This window comes from Psychrobacter sp. AT9 (genome assembly GCF_047272965.1).
Classification (GTDB): Bacteria; Pseudomonadota; Gammaproteobacteria; order Pseudomonadales; family Moraxellaceae; genus Psychrobacter; species Psychrobacter glaciei.
The window spans coordinates 1438413-1459920 of sequence record NZ_JBKOTW010000001.1; the positions used below are offsets into that span (position 1 = coordinate 1438413).

A 21508-nucleotide genomic window follows, 5' to 3' on the forward strand; every position below is an offset into this window, starting at 1 on the left:
TTAGCAGGCAAATTTCTTTTATTGGACAGTGTTTAACCACCCGCTATCGCAACGATTAATTGCGCATCGCTGCCAATGCCTGAGCAAGCTCATCACGCGCATCGATAAAGCCATCAATACCCTTAGGTAATAAATCTTGAGTGACGGTATCTTTTTGATAAGCTTGACTAAATTCTTCATGGGTCAAACTCACTCGGGTCATATCATCTAACGCCATCGACATACTTGGTGACAGCTGACGAGGGACTTCTATATCCATCGCTGCCAACTCATCAATGAGGTTGGGGGCAATGGTCAACAGGTCACAGCCTGCTAATGCCAATATCTGCTCAGTAGAGCGGAAGCTTGCGCCCATTACTTGCGTGTTGTAGCCATGCTGTTTGAAATATTGATAAATAAGCTTGACCGATTGCACACCCATGTCATCAGAGACTGGTACGTTCTGACGGTTTTGCTGGCGTTTTTGCCAATCCAAAATGCGTCCAACGAAAGGTGATATCAGGGTCACGCCAGCATCGGCACAGGCAATCGCTTGATGTTGTCCGAAAAGTAGCGTTAGATTACAGTGAATACCTTGGGTTTCCAGATAACGTGCGGCCTCGATACCTTGCCACGTCGCGGCCATCTTAATCAATACCCGCTCTGAGTCGATACCTGCTTGTTGATAAGCTTCCATGAAGTTGAGCGCTTTATCGATAGTCGCTTGGGTGTCATAAGACAAACGCGCATCGACTTCAGTTGAAACGCGACCATCAATCAACGATAAAATATCGCAGCCAATTTTTATGGTTAACGCATCAATTACCGCATCGATGTCACCGCGATGTCGACTCATGGTTTCTGAGAGCATGGCTTGATTGTCAGAGTGAATGAGCGCCTTAGTAATGAGACTGGGGTTGGTGGTCGCATCGACAGGTTTTAGGCGGGCAATAGCGCTAAGGTCGCCAGTATCAGCGACAATGGTGGTCATGGTGCGAAGCTGTTGTAATGCGCTCATCAGGTATCCTTGTGTGAATCAATTGACATGGTTATGTTCTAAAGACTGGGTCTGTTGTTAAACGTGTTTATATTTTTAAACATGCTTATGAAAGGTGCTTTTGACCATTAGTTTTGAACTGTAACATAGTTTTGAGGCGGTGTTCTCTCATAGTTGTGCCGCCTATCGCTGCCATATCAGATAACTGTGCTAATATTTATAGCCGTTAGCCAGTTTACACGCATTTACGAATGGGCACTGAGCGTAGTTTTTGCTATAGTAGAGCCGGTCGTGTCCTTGTCTGCTGTATTGGCTGATGAATCCAAGAATCGTGTAGGCGAGTAGGACATGATATTTTTGATAAACTGTTTTATTGAACAGTGACTAGTAATATGGTCAGAGCTAATCTCAAATAAGCTTAAGTATAGATAAAACCAAGTATAGATAAACCTAAAAGTCACACCAAATAGTTATAAAACTCAGCAATAATATTAGAAAAAGGATGGGCGGTAATGAGTGAGCAGTCACCAGAGCAAAAAATGGACAATCTAAATCAAACTAACGTAAGCGACCACTCAAACGAAAAAGAGTTTTTAGATCAGCTGCGTCATAGTATTGATAGCGTAGACTGCGAAATCCAGACATTGATTAATAACCGTGCCAAACTGGCTCAGCAAGTGGCGACGGTCAAAAAAGAACACATCGCAAAAAGTCCTACTGCTGAAAAAACCAATCCTATTTTTTATCGCCCAGAACGTGAAGCGCAAGTCCTAAAAGCGGTCATGGCGCGCAATACTGGTCCAATCGCTGATGAAAAAATGGCGCGATTGTTTCGTGAAATTATGTCGGTATGCTTAGATCTAGAAGCACCGCAACGTATTGCCTTTTTGGGTCCAGTGGGTACTTTTACTCACGCCGCTGCCCTCAAGCATTTTGGTAAAGCCGCTGATACAGTACCGATGACCACCATCACTGATGTGTTCCGTGAAGTCGAAGCGGGTACAGCGATGTACGGCGTTGTACCGGTTGAAAATTCTTCAGAAGGCGTGGTCAATCACACGTTAGACGGTTTCTTGTCTTCTACCTTAAAAATAATTGGGGAAGTTGAGTTACCGATTCATCAGAATTTCTTGGTTGCAGAGCATACCAAGCTTGACGGTCTCAGCCGTATTTATTCGCATCAGCAGTCGCTTGCTCAGTGCCGTCATTGGCTCGATGTCAATTATCCCAATGTGGAGCGCGTTGCCGTATCTAGCAATGGTGAAGCTGCACGTCGACTCAAGAATGAATGGCATTCGGCTGCGATTGCAGGGGATGTCGCTGCCGCAGAGTATGATTTGCATAAACTTTACTCAAATATTGAAGACAATCCAAGCAATACCACACGATTCCTTATCATCGGTCACGAAGCGATTGCGCCGTCAGGACAAGATAAGACCTCTATCGTCGTCTCAGCACATGACAAAGCGGGCGCGCTTATCGAAATCTTAAAACCATTGTCTTATCATGGCGTGTCGATGACCAGTATCGAGACGCGTCCCGAACGTCCTAATAAGTGGGCATACGTGTTCTTTATTGATATGGATGGTCATGTTAATGATCCAAATGTTAGCGCAGCCATTAATGATATTCGCCCATTGGTAAAAGATTTACGTGTACTGGGCTCATATCCCAAAGCGGTACTGTAAGCGTTTTAAAAGCTAGACCATTTATAGCAGATAGCTGTCATAAGTTCTTGTTATTATTAATAATAGATGGTTCATTACATCTAAGGATACAATATGCAGACAACGCCATTGACCGAATCAAGCTTATTACCACTCGTGCCAGCGTACGACAGTATATTAGAGCTGGCTCCTTATCAAACGGGCAAGCCGATTGAAGAGTTGACTCGCGAGTACGGCATCTCAGATGTGGTGAAGCTTGCTAGCAACGAGAATCCAATGGGCTGCTCACCGCGAGTGACGTTGGCAGTGACAGAGCAGCTCGGTCAGCTGGCGCGTTATCCTGATGGCAATGGTTATTATCTAAAGCAAGCACTGGCTGACTTCAATGATGTCAATATCGATCAGATTACATTGGGCAATGGCTCTGACGACTTGCTCGATATCTTGGCGCGTAGTTTTGTGGGTGCCAATGATGCTATCGTTTATAGTCAGTATGCCTTTGTGGTCTATTCGATGCTGGCAAAAATGCAAGGTGCTACAGATATCGAAGTGCCCGCCCATCGATTCGGTCATGATTTAAAGGCCATGAGTCAAGCGGTTCAAGACAACCCTAATACCAAGATTGTCTTTATTGCCAATCCTAACAACCCAACTGGGACACAGCTTGAGCATAAAGAGCTGCGCCAGTTTGTTGCCAGTGTGCCAAGCTCGGTATTGGTGGTATTGGATGAAGCCTATATCGAATACAGCCCTGAAAGTAATAATAGGGCACTCATAGATCAATTTGACAATGTGATCATCGTCCGTACTTTCTCTAAGGCTTATGGACTAGCAGGTCTGCGGGTTGGCTATGCGCTAAGCTCGGTAGCAGTGGCAGAGTTATTAAACCGTATTCGTCAGCCATTTAACGTCAGTCGAATTGGGTTAGCGGCGGCGGCAGCAGCACTTGCTGATCAAGATTTTATCGAAAAAACTCGTCTGATGAATGATGAGCAAATGCGCTGGCTAGAGAAGCAGTTTGACGCATTAGGGTTGGGTTTTATTAAATCACATGCCAACTTTATAATGGTAGAGATGGATGATGAAGATGCGCTATTGATCAATCAGGCGTTGCTCGAGCAAGGGGTCATCGTACGGCCACTGGTAGGTTACGGCTTACCCACTTGGTTGCGCATTACGGTAGGCGTCGCAGAAGATAACATGCGCTTGATTGATACCTTGCGTTCTATCTTGACCGATGATTAAGCGCATCAATAGATGTTTTTTCAGTCAAGTTAATGATCTTAATTAGCCATTAAATTTTATAACGCTAAGATTGGCTTTACCCAAACTTATCCTAGTGTGTTCAACGAGAAAAGCCGTGAGTAGTCAGAAAAAAAATAAACGTCAACCGTCTCCAAATATTCAGCTACCTATGTTTAGACAAGTTTGCGTGATTGGGCTTGGTCTTATTGGCGCCAGTTTTGCGCAAGCCATTAAAGACAGTGGCTTAAGTGAGCGTCTAGTAGCGGCAGACAGGCATGTACCCAGTATTACTGAAGCCATTGAGCATGGTTTGTTAGATGCTGGTAGTGCTAACCTACAAGACGTCATCGGTGGCAGTGATTTAATTATCATTGCAGTCCCAGTACAGGCCGTCGAAGCAGTATTTGTTGACATTAAACAGGCAATGGATGACGAGCAGCTTGCCACTGATTGCATCATGACGGATGTCTGTAGTACTAAGGTCAACATCATTGATGCAGCCAGGACAGTATTTGGCTCGCTGCCGACAGGACTGGTGCCCGCGCATCCGATTGCTGGGGCTGAAAATTCAGGGTATCATGCTCGCCGCGCCAATTTATTTGTCAATCATAGCGTGATTATCTGTGAGCTACCTACCACAAGCAATGTAGCCATCACCAAGCTGCGGCTACTATGGGAAGCGGTGGGCGCAAATGTTATATCGATGGATGCTAATCACCATGATCGCATATTGGCGCACACCAGTCATTTGCCGCATTTGCTTGCCTTTAATTTGGTTGAGCAGTTGGCAAGCCATGATGATAATTTAGATATGTTTCGTTATGCAGCAGGTGGATTTCGTGATTTTACTCGTATCGCTGCTAGCGACCCTAAAATGTGGCACGATATATTTTTTGCCAATCAAAGCGCCATTGTGAGCGCCCTTGATGAGTATGGTGTCTACTTACAGACTATGCGCCAGCTTATCATTGATAAAGATTCAACCGCCCTGATGGGACTTTTGGGCCGCGCGCAAGCCGCACGGCGACATTTTGGCCATATGTTAGCCAGCACCCCTTATACGGATACTTCTGCCATGTCAGCTTCTTATATTATTACGCCTAGCAATACTGTCTCTGGCACCATTGCCATCCCTGGTGACAAATCCATCTCGCATCGCAGCATCATGCTGGGCAGTCTTGCCACAGGCGTGACGAATGTTACAGGATTTTTGGAAGGGGAGGATGCGCTTGCCACATTGCAGGCGTTCCGTGATATGGGTGTGAGCATTGAAGGCCCTGATAAAGGAAGATTAACCATTCATGGTGTTGGTATGAATGGCTTAAAGCCAAGCAAGACACCTTTATATATGGGCAATTCAGGCACCAGCATGCGCCTGCTGTCGGGTATCTTGGCGGCACAATCATTTGATAGTGTGTTGACGGGTGATACTAGCTTAAATAAACGCCCGATGGAACGGGTGGCAGCGCCGCTACGCACCATGGGTGCTGTGATTCAAAGTACAGGTCATAGTGGCACGGCACCGCTCAGTATCACTGGTCGTGATACGGTCGGCAAGCCACTCCAAGGCGTTGAATATGACATGCCAGTCGCGTCTGCACAGGTGAAGTCTTGCTTGCTGTTAGCAGGACTGTGGGCAGAAGGTACGACAACGGTCACACAGCCTGAAGTCAGTCGTGACCATACCGAACGTATGCTATCCGCCTTTGGTTATCCGGTGACCGTTGATGGCAATCGTATCAGCGTTGAAGGCGGCGGTACATTGACAGGTGGTGATATCGCTGTGCCTGCTGACATATCCTCTGCGGCCTTCTTTATGGTAGCCGCTGCTATCAGTCAAGGTAGTGAGCTGACCTTGACGCAAGTGGGTATCAACCCGACACGTACGGGTATTATTGATATCTTAAAGCTCATGCAAGCAGATATTAGCTTGAGTAATGAAACTCACGTTGGCGGCGAGCCAGTCGCTGATATTACGATTCGTGGTTCAAACTTGGTCGGTATTGAGATACCAGAGCATCTCGTACCGCTAGCGATTGATGAATTCCCTGTATTGTTCATTGCTGCCAGCTGTGCGCAAGGTCGTACGGTGTTAACTGGTGCTAAAGAGTTGCGCGTTAAAGAATCTGATCGTATTGCAGTGATGGCAGAAGGGCTACATACGCTCGGCATCGACTGTACCGTTACGGATGATGGACTAATCATCGAAGGTCAAGGTATTGGAAGTGAGAATGGTGATGTCAATAATAGCCAGCCTGTATTCGGTGGCGGTCACATTACGTCTCACCATGACCATCGTATTGCCATGAGTTTCTCTGTTGCCAGTCTGCGTGCCTCAAAGCAAATTACCATCGAAGGGGTTGAGACGGTCAATACCAGCTTCCCAGGATTTGCTGAACTTGCCAACCAAATTGGTATGTCTATCGAAGTGGATGCTGGCGCTGAATAAATCATTGAGTGCTGATTAATATTCTTCTATGATTTGCACTGTAAAATATAAACAGATGGTGGCTAGCTGATCAAATAGCCACATTAGCCTAAAAACTTAATCTAACATCGTTAGCAATGTACTCATGTCACTATTGGCATGAGTACATTGCTTTTTAATTTATAATCTCACTGTAGTAACCCTGCGTTCTCGCCACTAAATCGATAATAATACTCAGAATTAGGTGAGGGCGCGCTTTGCTCTAAAAAGTTGTCCTATATTATGACTACCCAAAATGTCATCAAAAAACCCGTTGCCCCGATAACCACAACCAGACGCGGCATTATCACTGCGCTTATTGCGTTTTTTATCTGGGGCGGATTTCCGTTATACTTCAAACAATTATCCGATTATGATGCGACTGAGATCATTGGTCATCGCATCATATGGACATTCCTATGTCTATTGATTGTGCTAGTAGTCACTAAGCGCTGGCAATGGATTGAAACGCTCAAACAAAACCCAAGATGGATAGCGCTGTCATTGATATCTGGTTTGATTATCGCAACTAACTGGCTGACCTATGTATGGGCGGTCAATCATGACCGTATTCTTGAGGCCAGTTTAGGATACTTTATAGGGCCATTGGTAGGTGTTGCGCTATCGATGATTCTATTCAAAGAGCGCTTACGACCTTTGCAGTGGGTGGCTATTGGATTTGCACTCTTGTCTGTCGTGATCCAAGTGGTGATGATTGGCAGTCTGCCGTGGATATCATTGATTTTGGCATTTAGCTTTAGTACTTATGGCACTATTCAACGGCAAACCCCGTTGACAGCTGTCGATGCGATGTTTGTCGAAACAGCGATGCTAGTACCTTTATGTCTTTGGTGGTTTTGGCAGTCCGATGTGGTCAGTCATCAACTGAGCTTTTGGTTTAGCTCAAACATCTGGCTACTGATGATCGCAGGGCCGATTACGTTGATACCGTTATTATTGTTTAATAAATCTACCAAACTCGTCGCTTATAGTATTCTAAGTTTTATGAATTATTTAACGCCGACCTTTATTTTCTTCTTGGCAGTGTTTTATTATAACGAGCCATTTGATTTAAAACGCTTGGCAGTCTTTGGCTTGATTTGGCTAGGCTTGCTGTTATTCAGCATTGACTTATGGCGTCATCGTCCAAGTAAAGCGTTAAAAGCCGCGCGTCTGCGTGAAGAGGCTTTGAAACAAGTTAAATAAAGTTTGAATTGAATCTCTGAATTAAAAATGTAGCAAACAAGGATGGAAGCATGTTTCATACTGAATCTGATGTGGTATTTGTAAAAGGTTTAAAAGTCGAAGCCGTTATCGGTGTTTACGCGTGGGAGCGGGCGATCACGCAGCCGCTGCTGATTGATATTGCGCTTGAAACCGATATTAGCCGTGCTGCTGTATCAGATGATGTCAATGATGCGCTAAATTATAAAGCGGTCTGCGATGATGTCAGCGCGTGGTGCAAAGATATTCAAGCAAAACTGCTTGAGCATTTGGCTGGGCAAATTTCTGATAAGCTGCTTGCAAAATACGCTTGTCATAAAATAACGTTAAGCGTTGCCAAGCCGACTGCTATTGCGCAAGCGGATGCAGTTGGCGTTCAAATCACGCGCTATGCGTCAACGTCAACAGATGAGCTAGCTATCAAAGAAGCTGCCAAAGAAGCTAATAATAGCCAAGCCGATGATGTATAAAACATCGATGCATTTGAATTTGGAAAGGCTAACACAATGCGCACCTGAGACTTTGCAGGCGCAGCCCGTGGTAGATATAATAGTAGCGCTGGGTAGCAATTATCAAGCCGAAAAATATCTGCCACTTGCTCTAGAGTGTTTGGCAACGCTAGGTCAGATACGGCTATCTACTGCTTTTCAAAACCCTGATTTCACCGCAACCTTAGAACAACCAAAACCTGATTACACCAATCAATGTGTACATCTCATACTAGCAACACCGATGAGTCTGCATCAACTACAGCAAACCTTTAAAAACCTTGAAGGAGATTGTAATAGATGTCGACAGACTGATTCGAACCAAGTACGGCGAGTGACAATGGATATTGATATTTTGCTAATCAAGTTGGCTGAAGAAAAAAATAGCCTAAGCAAGAGGTATATCTCTAAACCAACGTCTAATTGGACTGTAATGGCCGATCGCTATCCATTTAAAGCACATGAGGGAGCAGGGATTAAAGAGCTTGCAGTGATTGGTGTTTGAAGCGGCTGAAATGCTATTCAAGTATGAGACCTGCTTGCCAATGTAAAATGACTGGCGCTTTTAAGGTATGTCGCTTCTTTTTTCCACTGTAGTAGTCGCTTTGGTTTTTTGGTTGTTCAATGCCTATTCATGCATCATCAAATATGCCCTAATATAGGTGGTTCTTTTATTGCAGTCTATTTTAGGTGGTCTATTAATAGGTTTTTGGCACCTTTTAGGTGGTTCCGATAGGGTATACCCTATTTTCCTAGTAATAGTTCAGTAACTTCTATCCAAAAATTATTTAATATTCAAAAAAATCACAACCCTATCTCAAAATATAACTATAACTAACAGTAACTTACCGTTCATCGGAATATTGTAATAAAACTTTACATATATATTGATAATAAAGTTTAATAAGCCAAAATAACCAAAATTTTGGACTAACCATGAACCACGTATTCAAAAAAATCTGGAGCAAGTCACTAGGCTGTATCGTAGTGGTCGCTGAAAACGCCAAGAGCGCAGGCAAAACTAATAATATCTCAGGCAGCGTAGCGCCGATTAGCAACCAAAGTCAGCTACCCCAATTAGCGCTAAAAGCATTGGTCGTGAGTATCATGGCGGTAGGTAGCGTTAATACTTGGGCAGGCGTGGTCTGTACGACGACAGGTACGACTGCATTCCCAGCTTCGACAGCAACTGGTGAAGACTCAGTATCTTGTGGTTTAAATAACAAAGCTTCTAGTTCAAACACAAGTGCTGTGGGTATTCAAAACACAGCTTCTGGTCAACGCGCCAGCGCTATAGGTATTCTAAATATCGCTTCTGCTCGGGGTAGCAGTGCGTTAGGTAATAATAACGAAGCTTCAGCTGAGTTAAGTAGCGTATTCGGTAGTAACAGCCAAGCCACCGCTACAGGTGCCACTGCAATCGGCAATGACTCACTAGCAGATGTAGCTAATACCGTTTCAGTCGGTAAAGCAGGCTTCGAGAAGCGCATTACTAATGTCGCTACCGCCGTCAATGCTACCGATGCTGCTAATAAAGCTTATGTCGATAGTTCAATCAATAAAGATAACTTCGCTAGTAATGCTAGCGATGCCGCTTTAGGCTCAGCGAGTGGCGGGGCTTACGTCACTCAGACTACTAATGGACGTATTACTAGCGTCGCAGGCATCACAGTCACTACCGCTGCCACAAGTGCAGGCACTAGCATAAACGATATCGACTCCTTTACCGTAAATGGTGTCCAAGTCACTGACGCAACCAAAATAGCCGCGTTCAAAAATGCCGCTAGCAAAGGCGGCAATATCGCTATTGGTAACGGACGTACAGCGGTAGGGGTGAAAAACGTAGCGACTCAAGCAAATAGCAATGCAGTTGGCTCTAACAACCAAGCCTCTGCTGCAAATAGTAATGCAGTTGGCACATTCAATATTGCATCGGCCAATAACAGCAGTGCAGTCGGTTATGCCAACACCGCTATCGCTGATAACAGCAGCGTATTTGGTAGTAACAGCCAAGCCACCGCGAATAATGCCACTGCTATCGGTAATAACTCATTAGCAGATGTGGCTAATACCGTCTCAGTCGGTCGCGCAGGTAACGAGAAACGCATCACCAATGTCGCTGATGCTACTAACGCTACTGACGCCACTAATAAGCGCTATGTCGATGGTAAGTTTGTCGGTACAGGCCAAAATAGCGTATCGGTAGGACTAGATAATACTGCGAGTAACAATCAAAGTGTGGCTTTAGGTAGTGATAATATTGCTTCTGGTCAGTTTAGCAGCGCAGTAGGTAACTCAAACGTTAGTGTAAAAGAGTATAGCAGTGCATTAGGTTCTATTAATACGGCTTTTGGTGTGTACAGCAATGCAATAGGTGTTTTCAATTCCGCTACAGGTAATGAAAGTAGTGCCATTGGCTTCAACAATAAGTCTGAGTCTAGAGAAAGTAGCGCTATAGGATATCAAAACACATCATCTGGTGTATCTAGTAGCGCGGTTGGTTATAAGAACAAAGCTTTTGCTGAGCTAAGTAGCGTTTTCGGTAGTAACAGCCAAGCCACCGCTGCAAATGCGACTGCTATCGGTAATAACTCATTAGCAGATGTCGAAAATACGATCTCAGTCGGTCGTGCAGGCTTCGAGAAACGCATCACCAATGTCGCTGATGCTACTAATGCTACCGACGCCACTAATAAGCGCTATGTCGACAGCGCTTTATCTACTGCTATCGCCGCCTCAACGGTGACCGATAATTTCGCTAATACATCATCCAATACCGCATTAGGCTCTACCTCTGGCGTTGCTTACCAGACTAAAACAGATGCTAATGGCAAAATAACAGAAGTGGCTGGCATCACCGTAACAACGACGGGTGCAGGTACGAGCATCAATGATATCGACTCCTTTACTACAAATGGTCAAGTGGTCACTGATGCTACTAAAGTCGCTGCCTTCAAAAACGCCGCTAGTAAAGGTGGTAATACTGCCATAGGAGATATCAGTACTGCCATAGGTTCTAATAATACCGCTTCAGGTAATCGTAGTATTGCGGTGGGACAATCTAATACATCATCTAAATTGTATAGCAATGCCATAGGTTCTAATAATACCGCTTCAGGTAATGGTAGTATTGCGGTAGGTGTTTTTAATACGGCTTCAGGTGGTAGTAGTAGTGCGGTGGGTAGTAGGAACGAGGCTTCTGGTGTTGCTAGCAGCGCCGTCGGCTTCAATAATAAAGCTTCGGCTGAGTTAAGCAGCGTATTTGGTAGTAACAGCCAAGCCACCGCGAATAATGCCACTGCTATCGGTAATAACTCACTAGCAGATGTGGCTAATACCGTCTCAGTCGGTCGCGCAGGTAACGAGAAACGCATCACCAATGTCGCTGATGCTACTAACGCTACTGACGCCACTAATAAGCGCTATGTCGATGGTAAGTTTGTCGGTACAGGCGCAGGTAGCGTATCGGTAGGACTAAATAATACTGCGAGTAATAACCAAAGTGTGGCTTTAGGTTCTGATAATGAAGCATCAGATTTCGCAAGTAGTGCTGTAGGTTTTGGAAACGTAGCGTCGGGTATAACTAGTAATGCCTTTGGATTTCGAAATACGGCAGCAGCTGAAAACAGCAGCGTATTTGGATTTGGAAATGAAGGGTTGGGTAAGGGTAGTAGTGCCATAGGTTTTGGAAATAGAGCTTCGGGTGAGGGTAGTATCGCCGTAGGTTTTCTCAACACAGCGTCGGGTGAGGGTAGCAGCATATTTGGTAGCAATAGTACAGCCACGGCAAAGAATGCGACTGCCATCGGTAATGATTCGATTGCAAATGAAGTCAATACGATCTCTGTCGGTCGTGCGGGCGTTGAAAAGCGCATTACCAATGTCGCCACTGCTACTAACGCTACCGACGCCGCTAATAAACAATATGTGGATAATGTTAGTACAACAGTAGCTGGTATTAATACTCGTGTTGGCACTAACGAGACGGCTATCACAACTGTAGGCAATCGCGTTGGCGTCAATGAAACTGCTATCACTAACGTAAACACTCGCGTAACGGGCGTTGATGATCGCGTCACTGGCATTAATACTCGCGTTGGTGCTAGTGAGACGGCTATTACAGGTATTGGTACACGCATTGACGGTGTAGATACGACGGTAGCTGGTATTAATAACCGTGTTGGCACTAACGAGACCGCTATCACTGGCATTGGTACACGCATTGATGGGGTTGATACGACGGTAGCTGGTATTAATACTCGTGTCGGTACTAACGAAACCAATATAACTAACATTGGCAATCGTGTTACTACTAACGAAACCGCTATCACTAGCGTAAACACTCGTATAACGGGTGTTGATGATCGCGTCACTGGTATTAATAACCGTGTTGGCACTAACGAGACCGCTATCACTGGTATTGATACACGCATTGATGGGGTAGATACGACGGTAGCTGGTATCAATACTCGTGTCGGTACTAACGAAACCAATATAACTAACATTAGCAATCGGGTTAACACTAATGAAACGGCTATCACTAGCGTAAACACTCGTATAACGGGTGTTGATGATCGCGTCACTGGTATTAATACTCGCGTTGGCACCAATGAAACAGCAATTACTGGTATTGGCACACGCATTGATGGGGTTGATACTGCTGTTGCGGCTGTCGGTAACCGTGTCAGTGCTAATGAGACAGCTATTACGGCTGTAGACAATCGGGTCAATACCGCCGAAACCGCTATCAATGGGATTAATAATCGCGTCAAAGAAAACCGTACTGATATCGACAATCTAAAGACCAATGTAAGCGGTCTTGCAAATGCCGTTGTGTACGATGATGCTACCAAAGATACTTTAACTCTAGTAGGTGCTAACGGCACGAAAGTGACCAATGTTACCGATGCGACTTTGAGTACTACCTCCACCGATGCAGTCAACGGTAAGCAGCTATTTGCGACTAATCAAAGAGCCATACAAGATGCCGCTACCGCTCAGGCATATACCAATCAGAGTGCAGCAGATACGCTAACCGCTGCAAACACCTTTACCAATCAAAGATCTACGGATACTTTAGCGTCAGCGCAAACTTTTACTAATCAAAAAGCAGTAGAGGCGGTCAACACCTCTAGAGCCTACACCGATGATAAATCAGCGGCTGCCGTGACGGAGTCTAAAGATTATGTGGACACTCAAGTAGCTAGCATACAACAAGGTCAGGCACAAAGTAGCAAGTACATCAGAGTGAATTCAACTGAGACATCAGCAGAGGCTAGTGGCAGCAATGCAGTTGCTTTGGGACCAAACGCATCAGCGCAAGGTAATCAATCCATCGCTATGGGTGATGGCGCAGTAGCCAGTGGCAATCAAGCCATTAGTATCGGTACGGGTAACCAAGTCACTGGTAATCGCTCAGGGGCTATAGGCGACCCAAGCGTAGTCAGTGGTAATAATAGCTACAGCTTAGGTAATGATAATACCGTCTCAGGCGACAATACTTTTGTCGTAGGCAATAACGTCAATACTGCTGCTAAAAACGCGGTTGTATTGGGTAATAACTCAGCATCCACCCGTGATAATACGGTCTCTGTTGGCTCAGCGACCAATCAGCGTCAAGTCACTAATGTCGCTGCAGGTACAGCCGATACAGATGCTGTCAACGTGGTGCAATTACAATCAGCACAGAACAACGCCGTAGCGACCTCCAAAACCTATACGGATAGCAAATTGGCTGGCTTTAATGAGTCGTTCAACAATTATGTGAGCGATAATGAAAGTCGTTTTCGTGAAGTCGATGAACGCTTTGATCGTCAAGGCGCTATGAGTGCTGCGATGTTGAATATGGCGACCAGCACCTCAGGCTTGCAAGGACAGAATCGTGTCGGTGTAGGCGTAGGCTTACAAGGGAATGAGCAGGCGGTATCATTAGGCTATCAGCGAGTCTTAAACCCAAATGCTAGCGTTAGCTTAGGCGGTGCCTTTACCAAAGATGAAAGCTCAGGTGGCGTCGGTTTTGGCTTTAGCTGGTAAGCTATAGAGAATAGACAATTTAAAAAAGGGACTCTTCCAAAAAAGAGCCCTTTCCCAAATTCTGTATCATTGCTTATAATTCACTAACAGGAGAATAAGCAATGACTACTTAAACTGACATCAAAGTACTGGCTGAGCAAATAGCTAGCAGCATGAACAGCTTTGATGACGTCAAAGACTTTCAAAAGTAGCTCATGCAATCGTGTATCGACACTGACCTTGAAGCTGAGATGGAAAACTACCTTGGCTATTCTAACTATGAAAAAGCTATAGAACCAAATAAGCGTAATGGGCACACTAAAAAAACCGTCCGCAGTGATACCGACGAGCTTGAAATGTTTATCCCAAGAGACCGCGACAGCAGTTTTGAGCCTGTACACGTTAGTAAGCCTCAAACCCATATCTCAGGTCTTGATGATAAAACTGTATTCTTTTACGCCAAAGTTCAAACGACCACTGAGATTGTTGATATTATTAAAGACATATACGACGTTGATATATCAAGCTCTCTTGTCTTAAGAGTCGCAGATAACGTATCAAAGGATATCACTGCTTGGTAGAACAGGTCTCTAAGCAATGTTTATCCCATCGCCTATTTGAACTGCATTGTCGTCAAAGTACGCTAAAATAAGCAAATCATCAATAAGGACATTTTATCTATGGCGCTGATATTCTTGAGATAGCAGGGGCTAACCTTGCGCATTTCGAAGTAATCTGGGGCGATAAATACCTACTAGAACTTAAAATAGTCTCAGTAGCAGCCTGTTGAATGTATTGCTAATCTGCTAGATTCCAGTGTGAGTAGCTGGCATAGACGTATCGAGTACGAGACCTTTATAGCGCATCGATCACGAGTATAATATGTATACTATGAAGTACACTGTGACTATTTTAGTAAGTTAAAATGCTGACAACATGATTCTACAGCTTTATATTCAAACCCTCACTAGGAAATCCACCCATCATTCCCATAACAAACGTTATGTCCATTAGCCACTACCTTCTGCTTTTTAGCATGAATTTTATCCTTTATCCATTACGCCAAAATATCTCAAAATAAAAGCTGGGCAATATAAATGCCCAGCCTACATCATATCAGTTAACACAACTTTAGCGCCTTTCTTGATGTATAACGCGCCCGTACCTTTTGTGTTCTCAGCAAATATCTCAGCTATTTTTCCTCATCATTAATGTCATCTACATCAGCACGATCAATCACATCTAAATCTTCTAAGCACAGTTTATCGTATTGTTTTTTGCAAAAATCAGGATCGATCTGGCACATTGCTGATTGTAATTGGTCTAGGCGGTTTTCTGATTGCTGAATGTGTTCGAGCATTTTAGCAAAGGCTTCAGCGACAGGGTCTTGTGAAGAAGGGTCTATACCATAAGCTTGAAAGGCTGTGGCACGTGCGGCACTGGTCGTATTGCTTTCAATATTGTCTTTATTTATCTTACCCGTTTGAGCCGCTTTTTCTTGTTGTTTGGCATCTTGCACTTTGGTCGCAATAGGATTGCCTTTTTCATCATGATAGTCTGAAATCATACGAGCCGCACTACCGACCATCGTGGCGTTTGCTGGTACGGGTTTGACGACCACGGCATTGGAGCCAATTTTAGCATTTTTGCCAACAGTAAACGGCCCCAATACTTTTGCCCCAGCACCGACCGTCACGCCATCTTCTAGGGTAGGGTGACGCTTGCCGTTATTTTGCGAAACGCCGCCGAGGGTGACGCCATGATAAAGCGTGACATCATTGCCGATTTCTGCCGTTTCACCAATAACCACACCAACGCCATGATCAATAAAAAAGCGCTTACCGATTTTGGCAGCCGGATGGATTTCAATGCCGGTGATGATGCGCGAGCCGTAAGAAATAACGCGAGCTGCCAGCTTTTGGTCATGTTGCCACAGATAATGCGCACCGCGATGCAAAATAAGTGCATGGATGCCAGGGTAAGTCAGTAATACTTCTACGCTATTACGCGCTGCAGGATCACGGGTAAATACCGCATCAATATCTTCTGTTAGGTCTTTTTTGATGCTGGCAAGAGATTTGAACAGTTTGGCTGGCAATGACATAGAGCGTCCTATCTATTCGTCGGTAGAGTGTCGTTGCTAAAACAGCGATGCCTCTAATCTGTGGTCGTAAAGTTCGGATAATAAGGAATACATGTTTTCGCTAAGCTTCTGCAAGTTATAACAGCTTTATACTGCAAAATATAGTAAAAAGCTGTCAAATAAAGGTGAGCTGATAAACAATAACAATGATTTGTTTTAGTCTTTTGAGAGTTTGGCAATCAAAGCGCTCAATAGCTGATACTCTTTTTGATCAAGCTGTAAACGCGAGCCAAGTCTAGACAGTCGTGAGGGCAACGATTTTAAATGCTCGCTATTTGCTAGACCACGGTGCACCATCAGGTCAGTGGTACGCTGAGTAAGCTGTTGCAACTGCTGCTGAGTAATAGCAGGCTCATCCCATTGCTGACGTAAATGCACATCAAGTGTTGGTTGAGTAGTAGCACTCAAATTATTATCTAAATCATTTGCTGTCTGAATATGCGTTTGGGCATAAGCAAAAATAAAGCTGGCAATCACTTGCACGGCTGAGGCGACATTTAAAACAGGATAAGCAGGATTGGCATCGATTTGAATATGATAATCAGCACAAGCCAACTCTTCGTTGGTTAGACCACGATCTTCACGTCCAAACAAGATAGCGATGTTTGGTTTATCGTTTCTATGAGCGCTTTGGTTATCGTCGGTATGGTTGCTTGTAGTAAAAGCAGATTGTTTATCAAGAAAATCGCACATGATTTTGGCGGCTTGCGTGGGTGTCACCACAGGGCGCGGTAAGTGACGGCTGCGACTGCTGGCCGCGAATACCAACTGACAGTCTCCAATAGCAGACTCTAGTGTGGGCGCTATCAAAGCTGATGACAATACCTCACTGCCGCCTGCTGAATGAGAAACACTGGTTTCATCGATTGGCAGTTTGGGATCTACAACGGTTAAACGCGACAGACCCATAGTATGCATTGCCCGTGCTGCCGAGCCAATATTGGCAGGCAAAGTCGTATTGACCATAACCACTTGTAGGCAATCAAGGTAGTCATTTACTGCTCGTGCAGAGTCGTTACTCATTATTGTCCCAATCTCTGATTAATTTCTTGTTCAGCACGGTGTAATGCAATGGCAATCTCTTCAATAAGTACAGCTTGCTCACCGACACGGCGTTCACGGCAGCGCTCTTGTAATTGACAGCTCAAACTTATCAGCTGAGTGGTGCCCAAGTTGGCACTAGCGCCTTTTAGAGCGTGAGCTATTTCAAAGCCAGCGACATCATCGCTTTGTTGTTGAGCCGTTCGCAAGTTTGTGATGCGCTGTTTACTATCAGTGATATAAACCTGTATCAAATCGGCAAAATCTTCTTCTAGCAAGTCACGCATGTCTTCGAACTGTTCGTGATTGATAATCTCTTCGTCAGTTTGCCCAATCATATTATTATTTGTGGTTTTGTCCATGGTTACTGTCCAATTTTTAAAAGTTAAAGCAATAAGATTACTATAATGAAGTTTTGAAAAGTAAGGTACGTCTTAGCTGTAATGGAAATGTAAGTTGTCTTCGCTCAGCATGTTTTTTAACTGCTGCAAATTATCATCGTTAGGGTAGACGCGCCAATGCTCGGATAGCCCCACATTAGCGATGCCAAATTCCTCATAAATGCTCAGTCCCAGTGGCAGACAATTATCATTAATGGAGGCGTCAGTATTGCTCAAAGCATTATTGGCATAACTTTGACCAGCATGGTTTTGATGGATACCGTTCTGAAGCACATCTTGGTTCATGTCATTTTCTAGCGCCAATAAATCATTGCCATTTTCATCAAACAGACTTCCGCCCATTGCAGCATCGTAACCACTATTGCCATTGAAGCTGCCACTTTGCTCGTCTTGCTCGTTGTCATAAGACATTTTTGGTGCTGGAATAATACTGGCTTGTGCAGACTTAAGTAACGGTTGCAGACGTGTCAGTAAATTAATATCGCTACCATGAATCTTAATACTGATCTTCTTCATCCATCTTAAACGTGCATCTACCATACTCATCGCATTATCAAGGCGCGCAAACAGGCGTCCATCACGCTCACGGATGCTGCCTTTAATGATGACGACTTCATCGATTTTCAACTGTTCTTTGACACGATTAAAGCGCTCTGCATAACAGCTGACTTCCAGTCTTGAGGTTCCATCATCTAAGATAATCACATTACGATTGCCAAAGTTGGCGATATCGATAATTAAGCCTGCAAAATAGCAGCTGCCGTTATAGCCAGTATCCGTTAGCTTATCGAGACGTGCACCTGAGGTATAGCGTTTAATTTCCTCTAAGTATTCATTGATTGGGTGTCCAGTTAAGTACAATCCTAACGTGTTCTTTTCCGCTTTTAGGCGGTGTTTGTCACCCCAAATTAGCTCTGGGGTCATCACCAACGGTGGCGCGGCGACGACACCATCCATTTCACCAAACAAATCCATCATACCGATTTCACGATTTTGACGGTCTTGTTCCGCAGCTTGCACGGCGCTTGGCAACTGACTCATTAACGCACCGCGAATCTCGTAAGCTTCATCGGCTGGTAAGTCAGGTCGCAAAGTTGCCGCGAAATCATCAAAACAGCCAGCGTTTATCAGTCCTTCAAGGGTGCGCTTGTTGACCTTTTTGATGTCGACGCGGCGGCAAAAGTCATACAAGTCTTTGAATGGGCCTTCACGTCTTCGTGCATCAACGATAGATTCAACCGCACCTTCGCCAACGCCTTTAATAGCCCCCAAACCATAAATAATATTGGTCGGGGTATCAGCGACGAAATGCCACTCACTGCGATTCACCGACGGATTAACGACGGTTAACTCAAAGTTTTCACGGCAATCGTTGATAAAGAACACGACGTTATCGGTGTTGTTCATATCTGAGGTCAATACCGCCGCCATAAATTCGGCAGGGTAGTACTGTTTTAGATACGCGGTCTGATAAGCAAGCACGCCATATGCCGCAGAATGCGAGCGGTTAAAACCATAACCGGCGAACTTTTCCATCAGGTCAAACACACCGCCTGATGTGACTTCATCAATACCTTGTGCGGTGGCACCAGTAATGAAAATATCGCGCTGTTTGGCCATCTCTTCAGGTTTCTTTTTACCCATCGCCCGGCGTAGCATATCTGCACCGCCCAAGCTATAGCCTGCCATCACCTGTGAGATTTGCATGACCTGTTCTTGATAGACGATAACGCCATTGGTATTTTCTAAAATCGGCTCAAGATTGGGATGATCATAAATGACTTCCTCACGACCATGCTTACGGTCGATATACATCTCTACCATGCCTGCATCGAGCGGACCCGGACGATAGAGCGCACACATGGCGATCACATCTTCAATGTTGGTCGGTTGTAATTTCGCCAGATACTTTTTCATACCCATACTTTCTAACTGAAAGACAGCAGTGGTCTTGGCATCTTGCAAGAGCTTATAGGCTTTAGCATCATCTAACGGCAGGTCTTCTAACACTAACGCATCTTTGCCTTCTTTTGCACGGCGCAGGTTGATATTTCTGACAGCAGCATCAATCACGGTCAAGTTACGCAGACCCAAAAAGTCAAACTTTACCAGCCCAACAGCTTCAACGTCATCTTTATCAAATTGGCTGACGCGGTGACCTTCATCATCACAATAAATGGCGCTAAAATCCGTGATTCTGTGCGGTGCAATCAATACGCCGCCGGCATGTTTACCCACGTTCCGGCAAATACCTTCAAGCTTGATAGCCATCTCCCATACTTCGATGGCATCTTCATAATCCATATTATCAGGATTGGAAATTAAGTCTTTCAGTTGTGGCTCTTGCTCAAGCGCTTGACTGAGTGTGATCCCCGGTGTTTTGGGAATAAGTTTAGACATTTTACTGGCAAGAAAGTAGGATTTACTTTGCGCGCGCGCCACATCTCGTACTACTGCTTTTGCCGCCATGGTACCAAAAGTGATAATCTGCGAAACCGCTTCACGCCCATAAGTTTGCGCGACATAATCAATAACGCGGTCACGACCTTCAATACAAAAGTCAATATCGAAATCGGGCATTGAGACACGTTCAGGATTTAAGAAGCGCTCAAATAGTAGATCGTAATGGATAGGGTCAAGGTCGGTAATATTTAACGCATAAGCGACTAGCGAGCCAGCACCAGAACCACGACCGGGTCCAACGGGTACACCATTGGCTTTTGCCCAACGGATAAAGTCCATTACGATCAGGAAGTAACCGGGGAAGCCCATCGATAAGATAACTTCCAGCTCGTATTCTAAGCGTTCATCATACTTTTGGCGGAAGTCGCTCCAATGTTCAGTACGCTCGGCGACAGGGAAGAGCTTATCTAATCGATTATTAAGGCCACGTACTGACTCCGCGCGGAAAAACGTTTCAATCGTCTCATCTTCAGGCACAGGAAAGTCGGGCAGGACATTAATACCCAGCGTCAAGGTCACATTACAGCGAGTTGCTAAGCGCAAGGTGTTATCAATTACCTGCGGAATATCAGCAAATAGCTGTTCCATCTGCGCTTGGGTTTTTAGGTACTGTGCATCGGAATAAGTTTGCGGACGATTTTGGTCGGCAAGCACGTAGGAGCCTGCGATACAGACACGTGCTTCGTGGGCATCAAAATCATCTTGCTTTAAGAAGCGCACGTCATTATGGGCAATAATGGGGATATTGTGCTTAGCACCTGAGTGAATAGCTGCCTGAATAAAAGTGTCTTCGCCTGAGCGATTGGTGCGCTTGATGGCAAAATATAAGCGATTACCAAACTTTGCTTGCCACTCTGTCAGCAGCTCGTCGGCTTTTTCTGGCATGGAGCCGACCAATGCCTGACCCACATCTGACTTTTCGGTGAGGAGCACGATCACGCCAGCGGCATGTTCTAAAATATGGCTACGCTTGACGACCGGCACCCCATGATTGGCATCGTTGGCGCGCCCTTCGGTAAAGCCGAGCGAGACGATACGAGTGATGTTTTGGTAGCCCTCGTTGTCCATTGCGAGCAGGGTGAGTCGTGTGTCTTCATTTTCCATGATGACTTCGCTGCCGATAATTGGCTTGATACCAGCACCTAAGCAGGCACGATAGAACTTTACCGTGGCATAGAGGTTGGACAAATCAGTTAATGCGAGCGCGCGCTGATTATCAGCCGCAGCGGCTTTCACTAGCGGCTTGATGCGCACGATAGAATCGGTAATCGAATATTCGCTGTGAATGCCAAGGTGTACAAATGCCATAGAGGACTCTTACTAGTACGATCAAAGGGGAATTAGCTACTAAGGAAATAAATTTATTATTATCAATGCTTTA

Annotated in this window: 13 protein-coding genes and 1 pseudogene; 8 read left to right on the top strand and 6 right to left on the bottom strand. The window is 44.9% G+C overall.

Annotation, left to right across the window (positions count from 1 at the left end; translation table 11 throughout):
• Positions 1-55 precede the first annotated feature (55 nt).
• Entirely contained in the window at positions 56-997 is a 942-nt protein-coding gene (locus ACMFL8_RS06185) for a transaldolase (RefSeq protein WP_413190388.1), read from the bottom strand.
• Between the two features lie 491 nt (positions 998-1488).
• On the opposite strand from ACMFL8_RS06185, the gene pheA reads away from it, so the two are divergent.
• The 6 genes from pheA (at position 1489) to ACMFL8_RS06215 (ending at position 8572) form a co-directional block, all read left to right on the top strand.
• On the top strand, positions 1489-2664 hold the full coding sequence (gene pheA, locus ACMFL8_RS06190) for a prephenate dehydratase (RefSeq protein WP_189585062.1): 1176 nt from the start codon (positions 1489-1491) through the stop codon (positions 2662-2664).
• Between the two features lie 93 nt (positions 2665-2757).
• Positions 2758-3888: a histidinol-phosphate transaminase gene (gene hisC / locus ACMFL8_RS06195; protein WP_413190389.1), complete on the top strand. Its 1131-nt coding sequence runs from the start codon at positions 2758-2760 to the stop codon at positions 3886-3888.
• A 157-nt stretch (positions 3889-4045) separates the two neighbouring features.
• Positions 4046-6337: a bifunctional prephenate dehydrogenase/3-phosphoshikimate 1-carboxyvinyltransferase gene (locus tag ACMFL8_RS06200; protein WP_413191377.1), complete on the top strand. Its 2292-nt coding sequence runs from the start codon at positions 4046-4048 to the stop codon at positions 6335-6337.
• Between the two features lie 261 nt (positions 6338-6598).
• Positions 6599-7561, top strand: coding sequence for an EamA family transporter RarD (gene rarD / locus ACMFL8_RS06205; protein WP_189585068.1), 963 nt, complete (start codon positions 6599-6601; stop codon positions 7559-7561).
• Positions 7562-7611: 50 nt separating this feature from the next.
• The gene (gene folB / locus ACMFL8_RS06210; RefSeq protein WP_413190390.1) at positions 7612-8049 is read left to right on the top strand and encodes a dihydroneopterin aldolase; all 438 of its coding nucleotides are present in this window, start codon (positions 7612-7614) and stop codon (positions 8047-8049) included.
• A gap of 67 nt (positions 8050-8116) precedes the next feature.
• Positions 8117-8572 carry a 2-amino-4-hydroxy-6-hydroxymethyldihydropteridine diphosphokinase gene (locus ACMFL8_RS06215; protein ID WP_413190391.1) on the top strand — a complete coding sequence of 152 codons (456 nt, stop codon included), beginning with the start codon at positions 8117-8119 and terminating at the stop codon, positions 8570-8572.
• Between the two features lie 40 nt (positions 8573-8612).
• On the opposite strand, the pseudogene ACMFL8_RS06220 reads toward ACMFL8_RS06215, so the two are convergent.
• Positions 8613-8693: pseudogene (locus tag ACMFL8_RS06220) on the bottom strand (IS5/IS1182 family transposase); the annotation flags it as partial.
• A 310-nt stretch (positions 8694-9003) separates the two neighbouring features.
• Between ACMFL8_RS06220 and ACMFL8_RS06225 the strand changes: the two are divergent.
• Together ACMFL8_RS06225 and ACMFL8_RS06230 are read left to right on the top strand one after the other, a co-directional pair.
• A complete protein-coding gene (locus tag ACMFL8_RS06225) occupies positions 9004-14100 on the top strand; it encodes an ESPR-type extended signal peptide-containing protein (RefSeq protein ID WP_413190392.1) in 5097 nt (1698 codons plus the stop codon).
• Between the two features lie 194 nt (positions 14101-14294).
• Positions 14295-14660, top strand: a complete 366-nt coding sequence (locus ACMFL8_RS06230; protein ID WP_413190393.1) for a transposase — start codon at positions 14295-14297, stop codon at positions 14658-14660.
• A gap of 611 nt (positions 14661-15271) precedes the next feature.
• On the opposite strand, the gene cysE is transcribed toward ACMFL8_RS06230, so the two are convergent.
• The 4 genes from cysE to dnaE form a co-directional block, all read right to left on the bottom strand.
• Positions 15272-16183: a serine O-acetyltransferase gene (gene cysE, locus ACMFL8_RS06235; RefSeq protein ID WP_413190394.1), complete on the bottom strand. Its 912-nt coding sequence runs from the start codon at positions 16181-16183 to the stop codon at positions 15272-15274.
• A gap of 195 nt (positions 16184-16378) precedes the next feature.
• On the bottom strand, positions 16379-17245 hold the full coding sequence (locus tag ACMFL8_RS06240) for an RNA methyltransferase (RefSeq protein WP_413190395.1): 867 nt from the start codon (positions 17243-17245) through the stop codon (positions 16379-16381).
• Positions 17245-17625: an Hpt domain-containing protein gene (locus ACMFL8_RS06245; protein ID WP_413190396.1), complete on the bottom strand. Its 381-nt coding sequence runs from the start codon at positions 17623-17625 to the stop codon at positions 17245-17247. Before ACMFL8_RS06245 ends, ACMFL8_RS06240 begins: the two co-directional genes overlap by 1 nt.
• 72 nt (positions 17626-17697) lie before the next feature.
• Complete coding sequence (gene dnaE / locus ACMFL8_RS06250; protein ID WP_413190397.1) at positions 17698-21435, bottom strand: DNA polymerase III subunit alpha; 3738 nt, start codon at positions 21433-21435, stop codon at positions 17698-17700.
• Positions 21436-21508 lie beyond the last annotated feature (73 nt).